Origin of the sequence: Pseudomonas sp. S34, assembly GCF_009866745.1 — a bacterium.
Lineage (GTDB): Bacteria > Pseudomonadota > Gammaproteobacteria > Pseudomonadales > Pseudomonadaceae > Aquipseudomonas > Aquipseudomonas jessenii.
Window position 1 is genome coordinate 5,552,049 of record NZ_CP019398.1, and the last position, 19,735, is coordinate 5,571,783.

At 63.0% G+C, this 19,735-nt stretch carries 20 protein-coding genes; 9 read left to right on the forward strand and 11 right to left on the reverse strand.

Annotation, left to right across the window (positions count from 1 at the left end; genetic code table 11):
- Positions 1–39: 39 nt before the first annotated feature.
- The 8 genes from PspS34_RS24850 to nrdR form a co-directional block, all read right to left on the reverse strand.
- Positions 40–543, reverse strand: coding sequence for a phosphatidylglycerophosphatase A (locus PspS34_RS24850; RefSeq protein ID WP_007970166.1), 504 nt, complete (start codon positions 541–543; stop codon positions 40–42).
- The gene (gene thiL, locus PspS34_RS24855) at positions 540–1,505 is read right to left on the reverse strand and encodes a thiamine-phosphate kinase (RefSeq protein ID WP_154862096.1); all 966 of its coding nucleotides are present in this window, start codon (positions 1,503–1,505) and stop codon (positions 540–542) included. Before thiL ends, PspS34_RS24850 begins: the two co-directional genes overlap by 4 nt.
- A 23-nt stretch (positions 1,506–1,528) precedes the next feature.
- Positions 1,529–2,029: a transcription antitermination factor NusB gene (gene nusB, locus PspS34_RS24860; protein ID WP_042610619.1), complete on the reverse strand. Its 501-nt coding sequence runs from the start codon at positions 2,027–2,029 to the stop codon at positions 1,529–1,531.
- Positions 2,026–2,502: a 6,7-dimethyl-8-ribityllumazine synthase gene (gene ribE / locus PspS34_RS24865; RefSeq protein ID WP_003228649.1), complete on the reverse strand. Its 477-nt coding sequence runs from the start codon at positions 2,500–2,502 to the stop codon at positions 2,026–2,028. Before ribE ends, nusB begins: the two co-directional genes overlap by 4 nt.
- 91 nt (positions 2,503–2,593) lie before the next feature.
- Positions 2,594–3,685, reverse strand: a complete 1,092-nt coding sequence (gene ribBA, locus PspS34_RS24870) for a bifunctional 3,4-dihydroxy-2-butanone-4-phosphate synthase/GTP cyclohydrolase II (protein WP_007970163.1) — start codon at positions 3,683–3,685, stop codon at positions 2,594–2,596.
- Between the two features lie 16 nt (positions 3,686–3,701).
- Positions 3,702–4,364, reverse strand: coding sequence for a riboflavin synthase (locus PspS34_RS24875; RefSeq protein WP_007906836.1), 663 nt, complete (start codon positions 4,362–4,364; stop codon positions 3,702–3,704).
- Between the two features lie 47 nt (positions 4,365–4,411).
- Positions 4,412–5,545: a bifunctional diaminohydroxyphosphoribosylaminopyrimidine deaminase/5-amino-6-(5-phosphoribosylamino)uracil reductase RibD gene (gene ribD / locus PspS34_RS24880; protein ID WP_154862095.1), complete on the reverse strand. Its 1,134-nt coding sequence runs from the start codon at positions 5,543–5,545 to the stop codon at positions 4,412–4,414.
- A complete protein-coding gene (nrdR, locus tag PspS34_RS24885) occupies positions 5,542–6,006 on the reverse strand; it encodes a transcriptional regulator NrdR (protein WP_003228656.1) in 465 nt (154 codons plus the stop codon). The genes ribD and nrdR overlap by 4 nt, the downstream gene beginning before the upstream one ends.
- A gap of 127 nt (positions 6,007–6,133) precedes the next feature.
- On the opposite strand from nrdR, the gene PspS34_RS24890 reads away from it, so the two are divergent.
- The 3 genes from PspS34_RS24890 (at position 6,134) to trxA (ending at position 8,304) form a co-directional block, all read left to right on the forward strand.
- A complete protein-coding gene (locus PspS34_RS24890) occupies positions 6,134–6,598 on the forward strand; it encodes a YbaY family lipoprotein (protein WP_057713125.1) in 465 nt (154 codons plus the stop codon).
- Positions 6,595–7,248 carry a 50S ribosomal protein L11 methyltransferase gene (locus tag PspS34_RS24895; RefSeq protein WP_057713124.1) on the forward strand — a complete coding sequence of 218 codons (654 nt, stop codon included), beginning with the start codon at positions 6,595–6,597 and terminating at the stop codon, positions 7,246–7,248. Before PspS34_RS24890 ends, PspS34_RS24895 begins: the two co-directional genes overlap by 4 nt.
- 183 nt (positions 7,249–7,431) lie before the next feature.
- Positions 7,432–8,304 carry a thioredoxin gene (gene trxA / locus PspS34_RS24900; protein WP_154862094.1) on the forward strand — a complete coding sequence of 291 codons (873 nt, stop codon included), beginning with the start codon at positions 7,432–7,434 and terminating at the stop codon, positions 8,302–8,304.
- A gap of 103 nt (positions 8,305–8,407) precedes the next feature.
- Here trxA and PspS34_RS24905 read toward each other — a convergent pair whose 3' ends face one another.
- A complete protein-coding gene (locus PspS34_RS24905; RefSeq protein ID WP_154862093.1) occupies positions 8,408–8,749 on the reverse strand; it encodes a hypothetical protein in 342 nt (113 codons plus the stop codon).
- Positions 8,750–8,884: 135 nt separating this feature from the next.
- Here PspS34_RS24905 and PspS34_RS24910 point away from each other — a divergent pair, with 135 nt between their 5' ends.
- The 5 genes from PspS34_RS24910 (at position 8,885) to PspS34_RS24930 (ending at position 13,038) form a co-directional block, all read left to right on the forward strand.
- Positions 8,885–9,475 carry a DUF2796 domain-containing protein gene (locus PspS34_RS24910; protein ID WP_150813875.1) on the forward strand — a complete coding sequence of 197 codons (591 nt, stop codon included), beginning with the start codon at positions 8,885–8,887 and terminating at the stop codon, positions 9,473–9,475.
- A gap of 135 nt (positions 9,476–9,610) precedes the next feature.
- The gene (locus PspS34_RS24915; protein WP_057713120.1) at positions 9,611–10,321 is read left to right on the forward strand and encodes an ABC transporter ATP-binding protein; all 711 of its coding nucleotides are present in this window, start codon (positions 9,611–9,613) and stop codon (positions 10,319–10,321) included.
- A 1-nt stretch (position 10,322) separates the two neighbouring features.
- On the forward strand, positions 10,323–11,588 hold the full coding sequence (locus PspS34_RS24920) for an ABC transporter permease (RefSeq protein WP_154862092.1): 1,266 nt from the start codon (positions 10,323–10,325) through the stop codon (positions 11,586–11,588).
- A gap of 11 nt (positions 11,589–11,599) precedes the next feature.
- Positions 11,600–12,118: a DUF3299 domain-containing protein gene (locus PspS34_RS24925; RefSeq protein WP_090451674.1), complete on the forward strand. Its 519-nt coding sequence runs from the start codon at positions 11,600–11,602 to the stop codon at positions 12,116–12,118.
- Positions 12,119–12,339: 221 nt separating this feature from the next.
- Complete coding sequence (locus PspS34_RS24930; protein ID WP_090451676.1) at positions 12,340–13,038, forward strand: OmpW family outer membrane protein; 699 nt, start codon at positions 12,340–12,342, stop codon at positions 13,036–13,038.
- 200 nt (positions 13,039–13,238) lie between these two features.
- Here the strand turns inward: PspS34_RS24930 and PspS34_RS24935 are convergent, their stop codons facing one another.
- Together PspS34_RS24935 and PspS34_RS24940 are read right to left on the reverse strand one after the other, a co-directional pair.
- Positions 13,239–14,168 (reverse strand): NAD-dependent epimerase/dehydratase family protein, encoded by a 930-nt coding sequence (locus tag PspS34_RS24935; protein WP_102670736.1) that lies wholly within the window; start codon positions 14,166–14,168, stop codon positions 13,239–13,241.
- Positions 14,161–15,045 carry a sugar nucleotide-binding protein gene (locus PspS34_RS24940; protein WP_008053852.1) on the reverse strand — a complete coding sequence of 295 codons (885 nt, stop codon included), beginning with the start codon at positions 15,043–15,045 and terminating at the stop codon, positions 14,161–14,163. The genes PspS34_RS24935 and PspS34_RS24940 overlap by 8 nt, the downstream gene beginning before the upstream one ends.
- A gap of 355 nt (positions 15,046–15,400) precedes the next feature.
- Here PspS34_RS24940 and PspS34_RS24945 point away from each other — a divergent pair, with 355 nt between their 5' ends.
- On the forward strand, positions 15,401–19,708 hold the full coding sequence (locus tag PspS34_RS24945; RefSeq protein WP_159390345.1) for a DEAD/DEAH box helicase: 4,308 nt from the start codon (positions 15,401–15,403) through the stop codon (positions 19,706–19,708).
- Positions 19,709–19,735 lie beyond the last annotated feature (27 nt).

Here is a 19,735-nt window from a genome sequence, read left to right on the forward strand (position 1 = left end):
GATAAACAGCTCTCATGATCAACGCCTGGAAATCCCCGGTCAGGCGAAAAACCACACCAGTCCCTGCATCGCCAACCAGGCGAACACCCCGGCCAGGACATCATCGAGCATGATGCCGACGCCGCCATGTACGTGCCGGTCAATCCAGCGAATCGGCCATGGCTTGAGAATGTCGAAGAAGCGGAACATCAGGAAACCCGCCAGCAACCACTGCCAGCCTTCCGGCACCAGCCACAGGGTGATCCACATCCCGACCATTTCATCCCAGACGATGCCTTCATGGTCGTGTACCCGCAAATCGTCGGCCACTTTGCCGCACAGCCAGAAGCCGAACAGCATGGTGATGCCCAGCATCAGCCAGTAACCCCAGTCGGGCAGCATCTGCCACAACGGAATAAAGGGCAGCGCAACCAACGACCCCCAAGTGCCGGGCGCCTTTGGCAAGGTGCCCGAGCCAAAGCCGAACGCCAGGAAATGCCATGGATTACGCCAGACCGACGGCGGTACGAATTCCGCCGGGACCTGTTTGGGATGATCTGTCACGGTGACTCCCGAAAATGTTGATAACCCCGGGTTTGCGGGGTGATGTCTTTGCCATCGGCGTCCAGCAGCTTCACGCCCTGCCCCGTCACCACTTGACCAATCACATGGATCGGCCAGCCATCGGCCAGCAATAGCGGCAACTCGACGGACGGTAAGGTGAAGGCCAGGACGTAGTCGTCGCCGCCGCTCAGGGCCGCAACCTGTGCGTCCGATTGGCCGAGAAAGTCGACCAGGCTCTGGGACAGTGGCAAACGATCCCGCTCGACTTCGATACCAACCTTCGACGCCAGCGCGATATGCCCGCAGTCAGCGAGCAGGCCGTCGGAGATATCCATCGCCGAAGTCGCCTTGCCCCGTAGCGCCTGCCCCAAACCGAGCTGCGGTTGCGGCGACCAGTAATGCGCCAGCAACGGCTCGGCAATGCGCGCTTCGGCCGTGCGCTGGCCGAGCACCAAAGGCAAGGCACCGGCGGCATTGCCCAGGTTGCCGCCGACACACAGCAGGTCGCCCGGTTGCGCACCGCTGCGGGTCAGCGCCTGACCGGCCGGCACGCGGCCGAACACGGTCATGGTCAGGCTCAGCGGCCCACGGGTCGTGTCACCGCCCACCAGCGCCACGCCGCAGCTTTGCGCCATCTGGTTCAAACCACGGGCATAGGCTTGCAGCCAATCGGCGGTCACCGTCGGCAAGGTCAGGGCAAGGGTAAAGGCAATCGGGGTGGCGCCCATGGCGGCCAGGTCGCTGACGGCCACGGCCAGCGAGCGCTGACCGAGCAGAAACGGATCGCAGGGATCGGCGAAATGCACGCCGGCCACCAACGTATCGGTAGAAATCGCCATCTGCTCCCCGGAGGGAACAGCCAGCAAGGCGCAGTCATCGCCAATCCCGAGGGCAACGCCTTCGCCGCCCTGCGCACAAGGCGCGGCGGCGAAGAAATTGCGGATCAGCTCAAACTCGCCCATCAGGTATCCTGTCCAAACGCCAATCAGCGCTTGAACGCCTTCACTTCAGCTTCACGCAGACGCGGGGCCAGCTTGTCGAGCACACCGTTGACGAACTTGTGGCCGTCGGTGGAACCGAAGACCTTGGCCAATTCGATACCCTCGTTGATCACAACGCGGTACGGCACGTCGACGCGCTTGAGCAGTTCCCAGGTCGACAGGCGCAGAACAGCCAGTTCAACCGGGTCCAGCTCTTCGATGGTCAAGTCCAGGCATGGCGTGAGCGCGGTGTCGATTTCGGTCTTGAACTGCGGAACCCCGTGCAGGATTTCGCGGAAGTACGCGCCGTCGACATCGGTGAAATCGTTATCGACCCGGAACTGCGCTTCGATCTCGTTCAGCGACTGCTTGGCCATGTGCCATTGGTACAGCGCCTGGGTCGCGAGCTGACGGGCTTCGCGGCGCTTGGCGCTTTTCGATGGCTTGCCGGCATCCGCAGGCTTTGGATCGCGCGGGTTGAAACGATCGCTTTCGTCGCTAATCACTTGGCCTCCAACTGCGCCAGCAGGCTGACCATTTCCAGAGCGGACAGGGCAGCTTCAGCACCTTTGTTCCCGGCCTTGGTGCCGGAACGTTCGATGGCTTGCTCGATGGAATCAACGGTCAGGACGCCGAAAGCGACCGGAACGCCGAACTCCATGGACACCTGGGCCAGGCCCTTGGTGCACTCGCCAGCCACGTATTCGAAGTGCGGAGTGCCGCCACGAATGACCGCGCCCAGGGCGATGATTGCCGCGAACTCGCCTTTCTGGGCGACTTTCTGCGCAACCAGCGGAATTTCGAAGGCGCCAGGTGCGCGGATGATGGTGATGTCGCTTTCGCTCACGCCGTGGCGAACCAGGGCATCAACTGCACCGCTGACCAGACTTTCAACGACGAAGCTGTTGAAACGGCCCACTACCAGAGCGTAGCGGCCTTTAGGGGCGATGAAGGTACCTTCGATGGTCTTCAGGGTCATTCGTTAGATCTCTTAAAGAGCCGGGACGCGTCTTCTACGCGCCCCTCAGTGATTTATTTGCCGCGAATTCAAGGCCGGGAACAACCGGTCATTATTCGGAGGGCACGTATTCTACAACTTCCAGATCGAAACCGGATATCGCATTAAATTTCATCGGTGCCGACATCAGGCGCATTTTGCGTACGCCAAGGTCGCGCAGGATCTGCGAACCGGCACCGACAGTGCTGTAGGTGGTCGGTTTTTTCACGGCTGCGTGATCGGCGGTTTCGCGAATATGCGCCAGCAACACGTCGCCATCGAGCGGGTGACCGAGCAACAGCACCACGCCGCTTCCAGCCTCGGCAACCGCGGACATGGCGGCGCGCAGGCTCCAACGGCCCGGTTGCTTGACCATCAGCAGGTCACGCAGCGGGTCCATGTTGTGCACTCGAACCAGGGTCGGCTCTTCGGCACACACGTTGCCCAGGGTCAGTGCCATGTGCACGTCGCCTTCCACGGAATCACGATAGGTCACCAGGTTGAATTGGCCCAGTTCGCTGTCCAGTGGCTGCTCGGCAATCCGCTGAACGGTACGTTCGTGGATCATCCGGTAGTGAATCAGGTCGGCGATGGTGCCGATCTTGATGTCGTGTTCGGCGGCAAAGGCTTCCAGCTCGGCGCGACGGGACATGGTGCCGTCGTCGTTCATCACTTCGCAGATCACCCCGCTCGGCTCGAAACCGGCCATGCGCGCCAGGTCGCACGCCGCTTCGGTGTGGCCAGCGCGGGCCAGGGTGCCGCCGGCCTGGGCCATCAGCGGGAAGATGTGGCCCGGGCTGACGATGTCTTCAGCCTTGGCATCACGGGCGGCGGCGGCCTGCACGGTGCGCGCACGGTCGGCGGCGGAGATGCCGGTGGTCACGCCGGTGGCCGCTTCGATCGATACGGTGAACTTGGTGCCGAAACCGGACCCGTTGCGCGGCGCCATCAACGGCAGCTTGAGCAGTTCGCAGCGCTCGCGGCTCATCGGCATGCAGATCAGGCCACGGGCGTGCTTGGCCATGAAGTTGATGTGCTCGGGCTTGCAGCACTCGGCGGCCATGATCAGGTCGCCTTCGTTCTCGCGGTCTTCGTCATCCATGAGGATGACCATCTTGCCTTGGCGGATGTCTTCAACCAGTTCTTCGATGCTATTGAGCGCCACAAGGCACCCCCTTGGGTCAGGATTTGAGGTAGCCGTTGGCGGCCAGAAAGCTTTCAGTGATGTTACTGGAGGTTGGCTCTGCGGCCTTGTCGCCCAGCAGCAGACGCTCCAGGTAACGGGCCAGCAAGTCCACTTCCAGGTTCACCCGGCGGCCTGGCTGGTACGACGCCATGATGGTTTCGCTCAGGGTGTGGGGAATGATGGTCAGCAGGAACTCGGCGCCATCGACTGCGTTCACGGTGAGGCTGGTGCCGTCGACGGTGATCGAGCCTTTATGGGCGATGTATTTGGCCAGGTCCTTTGGCGCGCGGATGCGGAACTCCACGGCGCGCGCATTTTCGGTACGGGCAACCACTTCGCCCACGCCGTCGACGTGACCGCTGACCAGATGCCCGCCGAGGCGAGTGGTCGGAGTCAGGGCTTTTTCCAGATTGACCGGGCTGCCGCTTTTCAGGTCGTTCATGGCGGTGCAGTCGAGGGTTTCGCGACTGACGTCCGCCGCAAAGCCATTGCCCGGCAATTCAACGGCAGTCAGGCACACGCCGTTGACCGCGATGCTGTCGCCCAATTTGACGTCGCTCAGGTCGAGCTTGCCGGTTTCGACGTGAACCCGCACATCACCGCCCTTTGGGGTCAATGCACGAATACTGCCGATGGATTCGATGATGCCGGTAAACATGAGGTTCTCCTCGAGAACAAAGCCAAAGCTTGCGCGATGGCCGGAAATTATACGCTTGCTACTGGCAAAGGAATGGCGATGACTCGCCAGTCATCGCCAACGGCACGAATTTCGATGATTTTGAGCTCGGGCGCATCCTTCATTTGCACGAGCGGCCAGTCCAGCAGCGGCCGCGCCGAGGAACCCAGGAACTTGCCGGCAATGAAAATCTGGAACTCGTCCACCAGACCGAGTTGGGCAAAGGCACCTGCCAGGCGCGGGCCGGCCTCGACCAGCACTTCGTTGACGCCACGGGTTGCGAGTTCAACCAATAGCTGACGCAGATCGACCTGACCGTCGTAGCCCGGCACGATCAGGCACTCCGGACCGTTGGCATATTGCTCTTCAACCGCCACGCAGGTGGCGACCAGCGCCGGGCCTGCCTTGAAGAACGGTGCATCCAGCGGCACCCGCAGGCGGCCGTCGACCAACACCCGCAGCGGCGGACGGCTCATGGCCAAGGCTGTTTGCTCTGCATCCAGCCCCAACTCATCGGCGCGCACGGTCAACCGTGCGTTGTCCGCCAGCACCGTATCGGCGCCGGTCAGTACCACACTGGCTTGCGCGCGCAGACGCTGCACTGCCGAGCGCGCCGCCGGGCCGGTGATCCACTGGCTTTCGCCGCTTTCCATGGCGGTTCGCCCGTCGAGGCTCATGGCCAACTTGACCCGCACGAACGGCAAGCCGTGTTCCATGCGCTTCAGAAAGCCTTGATTAAGCTTGCGCGCCTCGCCTTCCAGCACGCCGCTTTCGGTGGCGATACCGGCTTGGGCCAGGCGTTGCAGACCGCGACCGGCGACTTCCGGGTTCGGGTCCTGCATCGCCGCGACCACGCGGGCCACACCGGCATTGACCAGTGCATCGGCACAGGGCGGTGTACGGCCGTGATGGCTGCAAGGCTCAAGCGTCACGTAAGCGGTGGCGCCACGAGCCTGCTCACCAGCCGCGCGCAGGGCGTGGACTTCAGCGTGGGGCTCGCCGGCGCGCTCGTGCCAGCCTTCGCCGACAATCTGCCCGCCCTGCACGATCACGCAACCGACCCGCGGATTGGGGTGCGTCGTGTAATGCCCCTTGCGCGCCAGTTCCAGGGCACGGGCCATGAAATGGGCGTCGAGGATGGCTTGTTCGGCGCAAGTGGTCATTCTTTCACCGGTTCACGGGCCAGGCGATCGATCTCTTCACGGAACTCGTTGAGGTCCTGGAAGCGGCGATACACCGAAGCGAAGCGGATGTAGGCGACTTCGTCGAGCTTCTGCAGCTCGGCCATCACCAGTTCGCCGACCACGAGGGATTTGACCTCGCGTTCGCCGGTGGCGCGCAGTTTGTGTTTGATGTGCACCAGCGACGACTCGAGGCGCTCGACACTCACCGGGCGCTTTTCCAGCGCGCGCTGCATGCCGGCGCGGAGTTTTTCTTCGTCGAACGGCTGGCGACTGCCGTCGGTTTTGATCAGGCGCGGCAACACCAGTTCAGCCGTCTCGAACGTCGTGAAACGCTCGCCGCAGGCCAGGCATTCACGCCGGCGGCGCACCTGTTCGCCCTCGGCGACCAGACGCGAGTCGATGACCTTGGTGTCGTTGGCACCGCAGAAGGGACAGTGCATGGTGGCAGGCAACAAAAAAAGGGAGGGCCATGGTAGCGCATCCCCGTGGCAAGACAAGCCATAGGGTTTGCGGTATACAGACGGGATGATCACTTGATCCATGGAATTCAGCGTTATGGAGCCACCAATGTCGTTACGTCCGCTCATTTTGCTCAGTGTTTTCAGCCTGCTGGTGGCCTGCAGCAGCGATGCACCCAAGCCCCAGCCGCCAACGCCTGGCCCGGTGCCGCAGCAAGCGCAGAAGAAAGCCCGGGAGGCCGCCGCACTCGGCCCTCTGCCCGCCCATCAGCGTGAACTGAGCGGCACCTTGCAAGGTGTTCCAGCTGGCGCTGAAGTCGAACTGGCGCTGCTGGTGATCGACGATAAGGACCGACCGCAACAATTGCTCGCCAGCTCCAGCCTGATCGGCAACAACCAGGTTCTGCCGTTTCACCTGCGCTTCAATCCGGAGTCCTTTCCGGCCGGGGCCCGCGTTGAACTGCGAGGCCGCGCCAGTCAGTCCGGGCAGTTGATCCTGCACCTGCCGTCGCAACTGATTACCCAGCCGACCACCCAGGCCCTGGGCCAACTGCAATTCGTCAAAGCCCCATGAGTGCACCGTTCGACCTGCAAAAGGCGTTGGGTGAACTGCTCGGTGATGCGCAATTGGTCGCCTGTGAGTTACCAGGGACCGACCTGAAGTTGTGGCTGATCGACGGCGACAACATGGACCGCGCCTTCAGCCCGGAAGAGACCCGGCGCATCCTGCATGAGCCGCCGTACTGGAGTTTCTGCTGGGCCAGCGGCCTGGCCGTGGCCCGCTATCTGGCCGAAAACCCCCATTGGGTCGAGGGCAAGCGGGTGCTGGATTTCGGTGCCGGCTCCGGGGTGGCGGGGATTGCTGCGGCGAAGGCCGGGGCGCTCGAAGTACTGGCCTGCGACCTCGACCCGCTGGCGATTGCCGCGTGTCGGGCCAATGCCGAGCTCAATAACGTACAGCTCAATTACTCGACGGACTTTTTCGCCGAGGCCGATCGCTTCGATCTGATCCTGGTGGCGGATGTGCTGTACGACCGGGCCAACCTGCCGCTACTCGACCAGTTCCTCAGCCGCGGCCGAGAGGCACTGGTCGCGGACTCCCGCGTCAGGGATTTCCGTCATCCGTTGTACCGGCGCATCGAAATGCTCGAAGCCATGACCCTGCCGGATCTGGCCGAGCCCCACGAGTTTCGGCATGTGAGCCTGTACCACGCGCAGCGCTAGCTAAAAGCTTCGCGAGCAAGCCCGCTCCCACACTGGATCTATGTCGTTCATTAATCCACTGTGGGAGCGGGCTTGCTCGCGAAGGCGCCCGGCCAGGCAATGCACCTCTCACAGCCACCCCGCTTCCGGCCGCCCCCCACCAAGTCGTATAGTTGCCCCATTCACGCTTCCAAGAGATCCCCCATGAGTCAGGAAACGCCGTACATCTTCGACGCCACGACTGCCGATTTCGACCAGTCGGTGATCGAGAACTCTTTCCACAAACCAGTGCTGGTGGATTTCTGGGCCGAATGGTGCGCGCCCTGCAAAGTGCTGATGCCGATGCTGCAGAGCATTGCCGAGAGCTATCAGGGTGAGTTGCTGCTGGCCAAGGTCAACTGTGACATCGAACAAGACATCGTCGCCCGCTTCGGCATCCGCAGCCTGCCGACCGTGGTGCTGTTCAAGGACGGCCAGCCTGTCGATGGCTTTGCCGGTGCGCAGCCGGAGTCGGCCGTGCGTGCCCTGCTCGAACCCCATGTGCAGATGCCGCCACCGGCCGCCGCCGATCCGTTCGAACTGGCCCAGGCGCTGTTCGACGACAGCCGTTTTGCCGATGCCGAAGCGCAGCTCAAAGTGATCCTGGGTGAAGACAACACCAACGCCAAGGCGCTGATCCTGTACGCCCGCTGCCTGACCGAGCGCGGTGAACTGGGCGAAGCGCAAACCGTGCTGGATGCGGTCAAGAGCGACGAGCACAAGGCCGCGCTGGCCGGCGCCAAGGCACAGATCAAGTTTCTCGGTTTGGCCAAGGACCTGCCGGATGCCGCCGACCTGAAGGCCCGACTGGCGAAAGACCCGCTGGACGATGAGGCGGTCTATCAACTGGCGATCCAGCAACTGGCCCGTCAGCAGTACGACGCCGCGCTGGATGCATTGCTGAAGTTGTTCACCCGCAACCGCAGCTACAGCGAAGGCTTGCCGCACAAGACCTTGTTGCAGGTGTTCGAATTGCTGGGCAACGATCATCCGTTGGTCAGCACGTACCGCCGCAAGTTGTTTGCTGCGCTGTACTAAGCCAACCCTGTAGGAGCGAGCTTGCTCGCGAAAAACCTGAGAGCACCGAGGTGAATCAGGTTTCCCGCGTTATCGTTGACGCCCATCGCGAGCAAGCTCGCTCCTACACCAACCAGCGATACAGCGGTGTATCCCCGCCGCTTTCCACCTTCACGTCCGAACTATGGCGCAAGCGCACCAACAGGCGCTTGCCCGCCGCCGCGCTGCCGGTCAGGCCTTCGAGTTGATCGAGCAGGTCCGGCCCGCTGAGCTGCCCGGCCTTGCGCAGCAAATCCCGGGCGATCTGCCACAGCGCATCATCCTGGTTCAACGGTTTCGCCGCTGGCACGCTGACCGGGTTTTTTTCCACCTGCAACTGCGCCCCTAGTCGCGCCCAGTCCGCGTCGTCCATCTCCAGGGTCAAATCCACCGGCCAGTCGCCGATGCTTCCGCGAATTCGCAACATAGGTCTGCTCCCGCACATTTCTTCCCGGCATGCTCCCATGGGACTTGTGCAACGCCAAGCAGACAGTCAAACTCTGCGCAATTACGTTATAAGATTACATAACAATTTATTCATTTTACTTTTCGGAGACTCGTCATGCGTCGTCTGCTTCTCGCCCTGCCGTTTGCCATGTTGCCGCTGGCTGTCGCCCATGCCGCCGACGAACACGATCACGAGCATGGCAGCCTGGGTGCCCACGAACATGGCGTGGGACGCTTGAATGCGGCGCTGGACGGCAAGACCCTGGAGCTGGAACTGGAAAGCCCGGCCATGAACCTGGTGGGGTTCGAGCACGTCGCCACCAGCGATGCCGACAAGGCTAAAGTCGCCGCTGTCCGCGCTCAGCTCGAAAAACCGCTGGCGCTGTTCAACCTTCCAACAGCCGCTGGTTGCGTGGTGGAAAACCAGGAACTGGAAAGTCCATTGTTCGGTGACAAGCCCGATGCCGACGATGATCACGATGAAGACGCCAAGGACGAAGACGGCCACGAACATCACCATGATCACAGCGAAATCCACGCTCACTATCAGTTCACTTGCGCCACGCCAGCGGCACTGAAGTCACTGGACCTGGCGAATATTTTTACCCGTTTCCCGGCCACCCAAAAAATTCAGGTACAACTGATCGGCCCGAGCGGGCAGCAAGGGGTTGAAGTGACGGCCAAGGCTGCCGCGCTGAAATTCTGACCCACTGTAGGAGCGAGCTTGCTCGCGATGGACGCCAACGATAACGCGGGCAACCTGATTCACCTCGGTGCTCTCAGGTTTTTCGCGAGCTGGCTCGCTCCTACAAGGGTTCACCACCAACCAGACCGGTTTCACATGACCCAAGCACTCATCGAACTGTCCGACCTGGGCTTCAGCTGGCCCGGTCACCCGCCGCTGCTGGACATCCCGGCGTTTCGCCTGGAGCGCGGCGAAACCCTGTTCCTCAAAGGCCCGAGCGGCAGCGGCAAGACCACCCTGCTCGGTCTGCTCGGCGGCGTGCAAAAGCCTGATCGCGGCAGCATCCGCCTGCTCGGCCAGGAGCTGACGCAACTCTCGGCCGGAGCCCGCGACCACTTCCGCGTCGATCACACCGGCTACATCTTTCAGCAGTTCAACCTGCTGCCGTTTCTGTCGGTGCGTGAAAACGTCGAACTGCCCTGCCACTTCTCGAAACTGCGCGCCGAACGGGCGAAACAACGTCACGGCAGCGTCGACAAAGCCGCCGCCACACTGCTCGCCCATCTGGGTTTGAAGGATGAAAACATCCTCGGTCGCCGCGCTGATTCGTTGTCCATCGGCCAGCAGCAACGGGTCGCCGCCGCCCGCGCACTGATCGGTCAACCGGAACTGGTGATCGCCGACGAGCCAACCTCGGCCCTCGATTACGACGCCCGCGAGAACTTCATTCGCCTGCTGTTCGCCGAGTGTCGCGAAGCCGGCTCGAGCCTGTTGTTCGTCAGCCACGACCAGAGCCTGGCGCCGCTGTTCGACCACAACCTGTCGCTGGCCGAACTCAATCGCGCCGCTACCCCGTCCGAGGTTTGAGATGTATCTGTTTCGTCTAGCCATGGCCAGCCTGGCTAACCGTCGCTTCACCGCGATCCTCACCGCGTTCGCCATCGCCCTTTCGGTGTGCCTGTTGCTGGCAGTGGAGCGCGTGCGCACCGAAGCCAAGGCCAGTTTCGCCAGCACAATAAGCGGCACTGACCTGATCGTCGGCGCCCGCTCAGGCTCGGTGAACCTGCTGCTGTACTCGGTGTTCCGCATCGGCAACGCCACCAACAACATCCGCTGGGACAGCTTCGAACACTTCGCCAACAACCCGAAAGTGAAGTGGGCGATCCCGATGTCCCTCGGCGACTCCCATCGCGGCTACCGGGTGATGGGCACCACCGAAGCCTACTTCGAGCATTACCAGTACGGTCGCCAGCAACACCTGCAACTGAGCGATGGCCGCGCCTTCGAAACCGACCCGTTCGAAGTGGTGCTCGGTGCCGAAGTGGCCGATGCATTGCACTACAAACTCGGTGACAAACTGGTGCTGGCCCACGGCGTGGCGGCGATCAGCCTGGTCAAGCACGACGACAAACCGTTCACTGTGGTCGGCATTCTAAAGCGCACCGGCACACCGGTGGACCGCACGCTGCACATCAGCCTCGGTGGCATGGAAGCGATTCACATCGACTGGCATAACGGCGTACCGGCCCGGGGCGAGGGCCGCATCACGGCTGATCAGGCGCGCAACATGGACCTCACGCCGCAAGCGATCACCGCGTTCATGCTCGGCCTCAATAACAAGATTTCGACCTTTGCCCTGCAACGGGAAATCAACGAGTTCCGTGGCGAGCCGATGCTGGCGATCCTGCCAGGCGTGGCGTTGCAAGAGCTGTGGAGTCTGATGGGCACTGCGGAAAAAGCCTTGTTCGTGGTCTCGCTGTTTGTGGTGCTGACCGGATTGATCGGTATGCTCACAGCGATTCTCACCAGCCTCAACGAGCGCCGTCGGGAAATGGCGATCCTGCGCTCGGTGGGCGCACGCCCCTGGCACATCGCGACGCTGTTGGTACTCGAAGCCTTTGCCCTGGCGCTGTCGGGCGTGATCGCCGGCGTGGCGTTGCTGTATGTGTGCATCGCGGCGGCCCAAGGTTATGTGCAAGCCAACTACGGCCTGTTCCTGCCGCTGTCCTGGCCGAGCGAGTATGAATGGACGCTACTCGGTGGCATCCTGATCGCCGCGTTGCTGATGGGCAGCGTGCCGGCCTGGCGCGCCTATCGCCAATCCCTGGCCGATGGCTTGTCGATCCGTTTATGAGGACGTTGAAAATGCCCCGCGCTGTACTTGCGCTGTTGATGCTGGTCGCCCTGCCCCTGTGGGCGGCCCAGCCAAAAGACCTGACCTGGTCGGAGATGATCCCGCCCGACGCGCCGAAAGAAGTGCCGAACATGACGCCGTTGCATGATCTGTCGCAGATGAGCAGCACGCTCTCTGCAGAGTCGGCGCCAGCAGCCAAGCAGGACATGCCCAACGCACCGGTGGTCAAGACCCTCGACGGCCAGAATATTCGCCTGCCGGGTTACATCGTGCCGCTGGAGGTGAGCGAGGAAGGACGTACCACGGAGTTTCTGCTGGTGCCGTATTTCGGCGCCTGCATCCATGTTCCGCCACCGCCGTCGAACCAGATCGTGCACGTCAAGAGCGAAGTCGGCGTGAAGCTGGATGAGTTGTATCAGCCTTACTGGATCGAAGGCGCGCTGCAGGTCAAGGCGTCCACCAGCGAGTTGGCGGATGCCGGGTATCAGATGGAGGCGGACAAGATTTATCTGTATGAACTGCCGGAGTGAGTCCGGTGGTTTTGTGTTGTCAGAAATACCGCCTTCGCGAGCAAGCCCGCTCCCACACTGGAATGCGTTCCCCCCTGTGGGAGCGGGCTTGCTCGCGAAGGGGCCCTCGAAATCGCTACAAACTCCAGTCCTTGCCACTTTCATTGAGCTACATCAAAAGACCAAATCGTTAGCCGCCTTACCATTGGACATCAAAATTTTTAACGTCCTCTGGAGCCCCCATGAACAAGTCCATGCTCAGCGCTTCGCTGGTTGCCCTTGCGCTCGCAGCCCCGCTCGCCAATGCCTTCGAAGCCGGTGACATCCTCCTTCGCGCCGGTGCAATCACCGTCAACCCGGAAGCCGACAGCTCCAGCGTCAAGGTCGATCAAGGCCCGCTGGCGGGCGCCGACCTGGGCGGCAAGGCGACCATGAGCAGCGACACGCAACTGGGCTTGAACTTCGCCTACATGCTCACCAACCACCTGGGTATCGAGCTGCTGGCGGCCACACCGTTCGAGCATGACGTGAAACTCAAGGGCACGGCCCTGAGCGCGGCCAACGGCAAACTCGGCACCCTCAAGCACCTGCCACCGACCTTGAGCCTGGTGTACTACCCGCTGGATCCGAAGTCGGCCTTCCAGCCGTACGTCGGCGGCGGCATCAACTACACCTATATCTACGACGAACACGTTGGCAGCCAGGCCCAGTCCGCCGGTTTCAGCAACTTCAAGGCGGAAAACTCCTGGGGTCTGGCGTGGCAGGTCGGTGCTGACTACATGCTGACCGATAACATCATGATCAACGCCCAGGTGCGCTACATCGACATCGATACCCGCGCCACCGTCGAGAACAACTCGATCGCACCAGGCACCCGGGCACGGGTGGACGTCGATGTAGACCCGTTCATCTACATGGTGGGTCTGGGTTACAAGTTCTAAAGAACGTTCACGTGGTGGTGAATGAGGCTTGGTGGTGAGCAGACTTAAAAATGACGGCGACTGCTGCGCAGTCGAACGGGGCGATGCGGCGATCCGACGAGCCCCCCTCGCCACAGGAATTACACAAGCTGTAAGTAAATTCCGGCCGTGAAAAAGGCGCCTGTAAAAAGGCGCCTTTTTCATGTCCGCATGGAAGCGATCTATCGCCCCAGCAACCGCGCCAGCCCGACACGCATCGGTGTCTGCTCCGAGGTCGTGAAGCGTTCCAACAGGCGCCGGTTGTTCGCCCGGGAATGACGAATGTCACCGGAGCGTGCCGGGCCGTAGCTCACCGGTGGCAAATTGCCGACCACGGCTTCGAGCGCTTCGAGCATTTGCTTGAGGGTCGTCGCCTGGTTCCAGCCAACGTTGACCGCACCGACTTCGACCTGGGGCATTTCGATGGCCTGCACCAGCAAGTCGACCAGGTCTTCGACGTAGACAAAATCACGGGTCTGCTCGCCATCGCCGAACACCGTGATCGGCAAGCCCTTCAACGCGCGCTCGCTGAAAATGCTGATCACCCCGGAGTACGGCGAGGACGGATCCTGGCGCGGGCCGTAGATGTTGAAGAAGCGGAAAATCACCGGTTCCAGCCCATGCTGGCGATGGTAGAAGTCGAAGTATTGCTCGCTGGCCAGCTTGTCCACCGCATAAGGCGTCAACGGCGCCTTGGGCGTGTCTTCGTCGATCGACTCACCTTCGCCATTGTTGCCATACACCGCCGCACTGGAGGCAAACAGCACGCGTTTGACCCCGGTCTGGCGCATGGCTTCGCAGACGTTCAGCGTGCCGATGAAATTGCTCTGGTGTGTGCGCACCGGATCGTCCACCGAGGCCTGCACCGAAGCCACGGCGGCCAGGTGCGCCACGGCGCTGCATCCGGCCATCGCCTGGGCAACCAAAGCCGCATCGGCCACGTCGCCGACGATCAGTTCGACCCTGGGATTATCCAGCGGCAGATTGCTGTGCTTGCCGGTGGACAGGTCATCGAGAATCCGCACCGCATGGCCCCTGGCAAGCAGGGCGTCAGTCAGGTGTGAACCAATGAAACCGGCACCACCGGTGATCAAAACGGGGCTGTCAGCCATGGCGATAGAACCTGTCCAGTAGACCGGGAAGCGCCGCACGCCAGGCGCGTGGTTTGATTCCAAAGGTGTGCAGAATTTTTTTGCAGGCCAGTACCGCGTGTTGCGGTTCTTCGGCGGCATCCGGACGCGCGGCGTGGGCCTGGGCGGTCGGGGCTTCGATGGCCAGCGGATGCAGGCTGCGGGCTTCGGTCAGAATCGCCTGCCCCAGCGCCAGCGGCGTAGTCGCCTCATGCCCGGCGTAGTGGTAGGTGCCCCACAGCGGCGCCGCGCAATCGAGTTGCTTGAGCACTGAAATGATCACACGGGCGGCATCGTCGACCGGCGTCGGATTGCCCCGTCGGTCGTCGGCCATCAGCAGCTCTTCGGGTTGTTCGGCACGGGCGAGGAAGCGGCCAAGGGCACCGTCCGGGCTGTCGTCCAGCAGCCAGCCGAAACGCAGCAGCACGTGTTGCGGGCAGGTGGCGCGCACGCTTTGCTCGATCCGCCACAACGCCTGACCCCGCAGGCCCAGGGGCACCGGTTCGTCTTTTTCGCTGTAGGCGGTGGCACGGGAGCCGTCGAACACGCGATAGCTGGAGGGTTGCAGCAGGACGATGTTGTGGTGCTGGCACAGTTCCGCCAGACGCTCGATCGCGCGCTCCTGGCCGGCCAGGCGCGATTCGCTCACCGCCTCGGCCTGAAACCAGTCGAAGTAGTAGGCAAGGTTGATCAATGCATCGGGACGGGTGTCGTCGAGCAGTTGTGTCAGGCTCGCGGCATCCCAGCCGTCTTCGGGCGGGCGGGGGGCGAGGAAACCGATGTCTTCCTCCGCACCGAGGCGAATCAGCGCCTGCCCAAGGGCATTTCCGCCGCCCAGTAACATAAGGCGCATTCGCATAGAGTCAGCAGGCCCAGTCTGATTGAAACGATGGCTTTATCGACATCGCGCCCAGGCGATGTCGTTGATAATTGCCGGAATCGTTGCATTTTGCGGGTTTAGTGCGCAACCGTCACCCGTAAAGTGTAGATCCGGGGGATTTGTGGTGCTGTCACTGGCCTCATCGCGAGCAAGCTCGCTCCCACAATGGTTTTGTGTAAACCGCCCCACTGTGGGAGCAAGCTAGCTCCCACAATGGTTTTGTGTAAACCGCTCCCCTGTGGGAGCGAGCTTGCTCGCGATGGGGTCCTGTCAGTCAACAGAGATCCCCAAGCGGTACTTGCATCTTGGCCCACCCACCCGCATAACTTGCTGCATGAACCTGCCCATTCCCGCAGACAGTGCCCTGAGCGGCTTCCACCCTGCCGTCAGCGCCTGGTTCAGCCACACGTTCCCGGCGGTCACCGCCGCCCAGGCCCGGGCGTGGCCGTTGATCCGCCAGCGCCGCTCGACCCTGGTCGCCGCGCCCACCGGTTCCGGCAAAACCCTCACCGCCTTTCTCGCCGTCATCGATGACCTGGTGCACCGCGGCCTGGAAAGCCCCGAAGGCTTGCCCGACGCAACCCTGGTGGTCTACGTCTCGCCCCTCAAGGCACTGTCCAACGACATCCAGATCAACCTGCAAAACCCGCTGGCCGGCATTACCGAGCAATTGCGCGTGATGGGCCTGCCCGAACTGCAGATCACCACGGCCGTGCGCACCGGCGATACACCGCAAAAAGATCGTTCGGCAATGCGCAAGACCGCGCCGCACATACTGGTGACCACGCCGGAATCCCTGTATGTGCTGCTCGGCTCCGACTCTGGCCGGCAGATGCTCGGCACCGCACAAACGGTGATCGTCGACGAGATCCACGCCATGGCTGCCAGCAAACGCGGCAGCCACCTGGCACTGAGCCTTGAACGCCTGCAAGCCCTCTGCCCGGAGCCACTGCTGCGCATCGGTCTGTCGGCCACGCAAAAGCCCATCGAAGCCGTCTCGCGCTTCCTTGTCGGTCGCGACTGCCCGTGCGAGATCGTCGACATCGGCCACGCCCGCCCCCGCGACCTGGACATCGAAGTACCGCCCGTGCCGCTATCGGCCGTGATGGCCAACGATGTCTGGGAGTTGGTCTACGACCGCCTCGCTGCCCTCGCCCGGGAACACCGGACCACGCTGATCTTCGTCAACACCCGACGTCTGGCCGAACGCCTGAGCCGGCACCTGAGCGAGCGCCTGGGCAAGGATGCCGTGGCCGCCCACCACGGCAGCCTGGCCAAGGAGTTTCGCCTGGATGCCGAGCAGCGACTCAAGCGCGGCGACCTGCAAGTGCTGATCGCCACCGCGTCGCTGGAACTGGGGATCGACATCGGCGACGTCGACCTGGTGTGCCAGATCGCCTCGCCGCGTTCGATTGCCGGGTTTCTGCAACGGGTCGGCCGCTCCGGGCACCAGGTCGGCGGCACGCCCAAGGGCCGTTTGTTCGCCACCACCCGGGACGACCTGATCGAATGCGCCGCGCTGCTCGACTGCGTGCGCCGGGGCGAACTCGATACCTTGCTGATCCCGCAAGCGCCGCTGGACGTGCTGGCGCAGCAGATCATCGCCGAGGTCAGTTGCCAGGAGTGGCCGGAGCAAGCGCTACTGGAGATGCTGCGCCGCGCCTCGCCCTACGCCGGACTCGACGACAAACACTACCAGGCGCTGCTGCACATGCTCGCCGAGGGTTACAACGGTCGTCAGGGCATCCGTAGCGCCTACCTGCATCGCGACGCTGTGAGCCGCACCCTGCGCGGCCGCCGGGGCGCGAAACTGACGGCGGTGACCAGTGGCGGGACCATTCCGGACAACGCCGACTACAGCGTGCTGCTGGAGCCTCAAGGGCTGAACATCGGCACCATCAACGAAGACTTCGCCGTGGAAAGCATTGCCGGGGATATCTTCCAGTTAGGCAACACGTCCTATCGGATCCTGCGGGTGGAAACCGGCAAAGTCCGGGTCGAGGATGCCCAGGGCCAGCCGCCGACCATTCCGTTCTGGCTCGGTGAAGCACCGGGGCGCAGTGCCGAATTGTCCTCGGCGGTGGCGCGCTTGCAGGCACAACTCGATGACCTGCTGGGGGCTGCGCCAGGTGACTTGCAGCCAGCGCTCGACTGGCTGACCGAGACTCTGGGTTTGAACATCGCCAGCGCCGAACAACTGGTGGATTACCTGGCCCGTGCGCGGCAAACGCTGGGTGCCCTGCCATCCCAAGACACATTGCTGATGGAGCGCTTTTTCGACGAGTCCGGCGGCACGCAACTGGTCATTCACACGCCGTTCGGCAGCCGCATCAACCGCGCCTGGGGCCTGGCCCTGCGCAAGCGTTTCTGTCGCACCTTCAATTTCGAATTGCAGGCCGCCGCCAGCGAAGACGCCATCGTGCTGTCGCTGTCCACCAGCCACAGTTTTGAACTGGACGATGTCTGGCGCTACCTGCACAGCAACAGCGCCGAGCACCTGCTGATTCAGGCCGTGCTCGACGCGCCGCTGTTCGGCGTGCGCTGGCGCTGGAATGCCGGCGTGGCCCTGGCGCTGCCGCGCTACAGCGGCGGGCGTAAAGTCCCGCCGCAGATCCAGCGGATGAAAAGCGAAGACCTGATCGCCAGCGTGTTTCCCGATCAGATCGCCTGCGTGGAAAACCTCGCCGGCGAACGGGAGATTCCCGACCATCCGCTGGTGGAACAGACCCTCGAGGATTGCCTGCACGAAGCCATGGACAGCCAAGGCTGGCTGGCCTTGTTGCGGCGCATGGAACGCGGCGACATTCGCCTGATCAGCCGCGACTTGCCGGCGCCCTCGCCGCTGGCGGCGGAGATTCTCAGCGCCCGGCCCTATACCTTTCTCGACGATGCACCGCTGGAGGAACGTAGAACCCAGGCAGTGCTCAATCGGCGCTGGAGCGACCCGCAATCCACCGACGACCTCGGCGCCCTGGACGCCGAGGCGATTGCCGCCGTGCGCGACGAAGCCTGGCCCGCGCCCTGCGGGGTCGACGAAATGCACGAGGCCTTGATGAGCCTGGCGTGCATCACCGATACCGAGGCCGGCGCCAATCCGCAGTGGTTCGACTGGCTGAATACCCTGGCCGACAGCGGCCGCGCGAGCCGTTTGCAGATAAACACCGGGCAATCGCTGTGGCTGGCGCTGGAGCGCCTGACCTGCCTGCGGGCGATTTATCACCAGGCCGAATTGACGCCGTCGCTGCAAGCGCTGCCGGACTTCGACGAGGTCTGGGAACCCGACGACGCCATCCTCGAACTGATCCGCGCGCGGCTCAGTGCCTTCGGGCCGCTGGCGCTCGATCGCATTGCCGAACCACTCGGCTTGCCCGCTGCGCAGGTCAACCAGGCCCTGGCGCAACTGGAACGCGAAGGCTATGTGTTGCGCGGTCGCTTTACCCCGGGCGCCACCCGGGAAGAATGGTGCGAGCGGCATTTGCTGGCGCGGATTCACCGCTATACGGTCAAGCGCCTGCGCCGGGAAATCGAACCGGTGGCGTTGCAGGATTTCATGCGCTTCCTGTTCGACTGGCAGCATGTGTCGAGCGCAAGCCAGGGTCAGGGCGCCGCGGTACTGCCAGCCGTCGTCGCGCAATTGGAAGGCTACCCTGCTGCCGCTTCAGCCTGGGACAGCGACATCCTGCCGGCGCGGATCAAGGACTACTCGGCGACCTGGCTCGATGAGCTGTGCCGCAGTGGCAGACTGGTGTGGACGCGCCTGACTGCGCACAACAAAAGCGCCAGCACCGCCCTGCGCAGCACGCCGATTGTGTTGCTGCCGCGCAACCGGGTCGGCCTCTGGAGCGGCTTGGCCGAGCAGACGCCGGTCAGCGAACTGTCGCCGAAAACGCAAAAGGTCCACACCGCCCTCAGCCAGCACGGCGCGCTGTTTTTCGATGAGCTGATCCATGAGGCCCACCTGCTGCGTTCGGAGCTGGAAATCGCCTTGCAGGAACTGGTGGGCGCGGGGCTGGTGAATGCTGACAGCTTCGCCGGATTGCGCGCACTGATCACCCCGGCCAGCAAGCGCCAGCCTCGCAACAGTCGACGCGGGCGCGGGGCATTTATTGGTGGCATGGACGACGCCGGGCGCTGGGCCTTGTTACGACGCACGCCTGTCGCGCCGGTGGTGCAAAACCAGCGGACGCCTGCCGATACCCTTGAGCACATCGCCATGACCTTGCTGCGCCGTTACGGCGTGGTGTTCTGGCGTTTGCTGGAACGTGAGGCGGACTGGCTGCCGAGCTGGCGCGAACTGCTGCGTACTTTCCATCGCCTGGAGGCTCGCGGCGAGATTCGTGGCGGGCGTTTTGTCAGTGGCCTGGCGGGCGAGCAATTCGCCCTGCCCGAGGCGATCCCCTTGTTGCGGGAGGTGCGGCGTCGGCCCCATGACGGCAGCCTGGTCGCGGTGTGCGGGGTCGATCCGCTGAACCTCGCCGGCACGCTATTGCCCGGCACGAAAGTCCCGGCACTGGCGAGCAATCGGCTGGTGTATCGCGACGGGTTGGCGGTTGCTGCCGAGATTGCCGGCAAGCAGCATTTTTGGGTTGAGCTGGATCAGCAACTCAGTGTCGAGGTGCGCAACAAACTGATCCGGCACTGAGGTTGTCTGGTCTGGCGCCTTCGCGAG

Coding starts and splice junctions, on each gene's coding strand:
- thiL (WP_154862096.1), bottom strand. CDS start 1,505: ATGGGCGAGTTTGAGCTGATCCGCAATTTCTTCGCCGCCGCGCCTTGT.
- ribE (WP_003228649.1), bottom strand. CDS start 2,502: ATGACCCTGAAGACCATCGAAGGTACCTTCATCGCCCCTAAAGGCCGC.
- PspS34_RS24875 (WP_007906836.1), bottom strand. CDS start 4,364: ATGTTTACCGGCATCATCGAATCCATCGGCAGTATTCGTGCATTGACC.
- ribD (WP_154862095.1), bottom strand. CDS start 5,545: ATGACCACTTGCGCCGAACAAGCCATCCTCGACGCCCATTTCATGGCC.
- nrdR (WP_003228656.1), bottom strand. CDS start 6,006: ATGCACTGTCCCTTCTGCGGTGCCAACGACACCAAGGTCATCGACTCG.
- PspS34_RS24890 (WP_057713125.1), top strand. CDS start 6,134: ATGTCGTTACGTCCGCTCATTTTGCTCAGTGTTTTCAGCCTGCTGGTG.
- PspS34_RS24895 (WP_057713124.1), top strand. CDS start 6,595: ATGAGTGCACCGTTCGACCTGCAAAAGGCGTTGGGTGAACTGCTCGGT.
- trxA (WP_154862094.1), top strand. CDS start 7,432: ATGAGTCAGGAAACGCCGTACATCTTCGACGCCACGACTGCCGATTTC.
- PspS34_RS24905 (WP_154862093.1), bottom strand. CDS start 8,749: ATGTTGCGAATTCGCGGAAGCATCGGCGACTGGCCGGTGGATTTGACC.
- PspS34_RS24910 (WP_150813875.1), top strand. CDS start 8,885: ATGCGTCGTCTGCTTCTCGCCCTGCCGTTTGCCATGTTGCCGCTGGCT.
- PspS34_RS24915 (WP_057713120.1), top strand. CDS start 9,611: ATGACCCAAGCACTCATCGAACTGTCCGACCTGGGCTTCAGCTGGCCC.
- PspS34_RS24920 (WP_154862092.1), top strand. CDS start 10,323: ATGTATCTGTTTCGTCTAGCCATGGCCAGCCTGGCTAACCGTCGCTTC.
- PspS34_RS24925 (WP_090451674.1), top strand. CDS start 11,600: ATGCCCCGCGCTGTACTTGCGCTGTTGATGCTGGTCGCCCTGCCCCTG.
- PspS34_RS24930 (WP_090451676.1), top strand. CDS start 12,340: ATGAACAAGTCCATGCTCAGCGCTTCGCTGGTTGCCCTTGCGCTCGCA.
- PspS34_RS24935 (WP_102670736.1), bottom strand. CDS start 14,168: ATGGCTGACAGCCCCGTTTTGATCACCGGTGGTGCCGGTTTCATTGGT.
- PspS34_RS24940 (WP_008053852.1), bottom strand. CDS start 15,045: ATGCGAATGCGCCTTATGTTACTGGGCGGCGGAAATGCCCTTGGGCAG.
- PspS34_RS24945 (WP_159390345.1), top strand. CDS start 15,401: ATGAACCTGCCCATTCCCGCAGACAGTGCCCTGAGCGGCTTCCACCCT.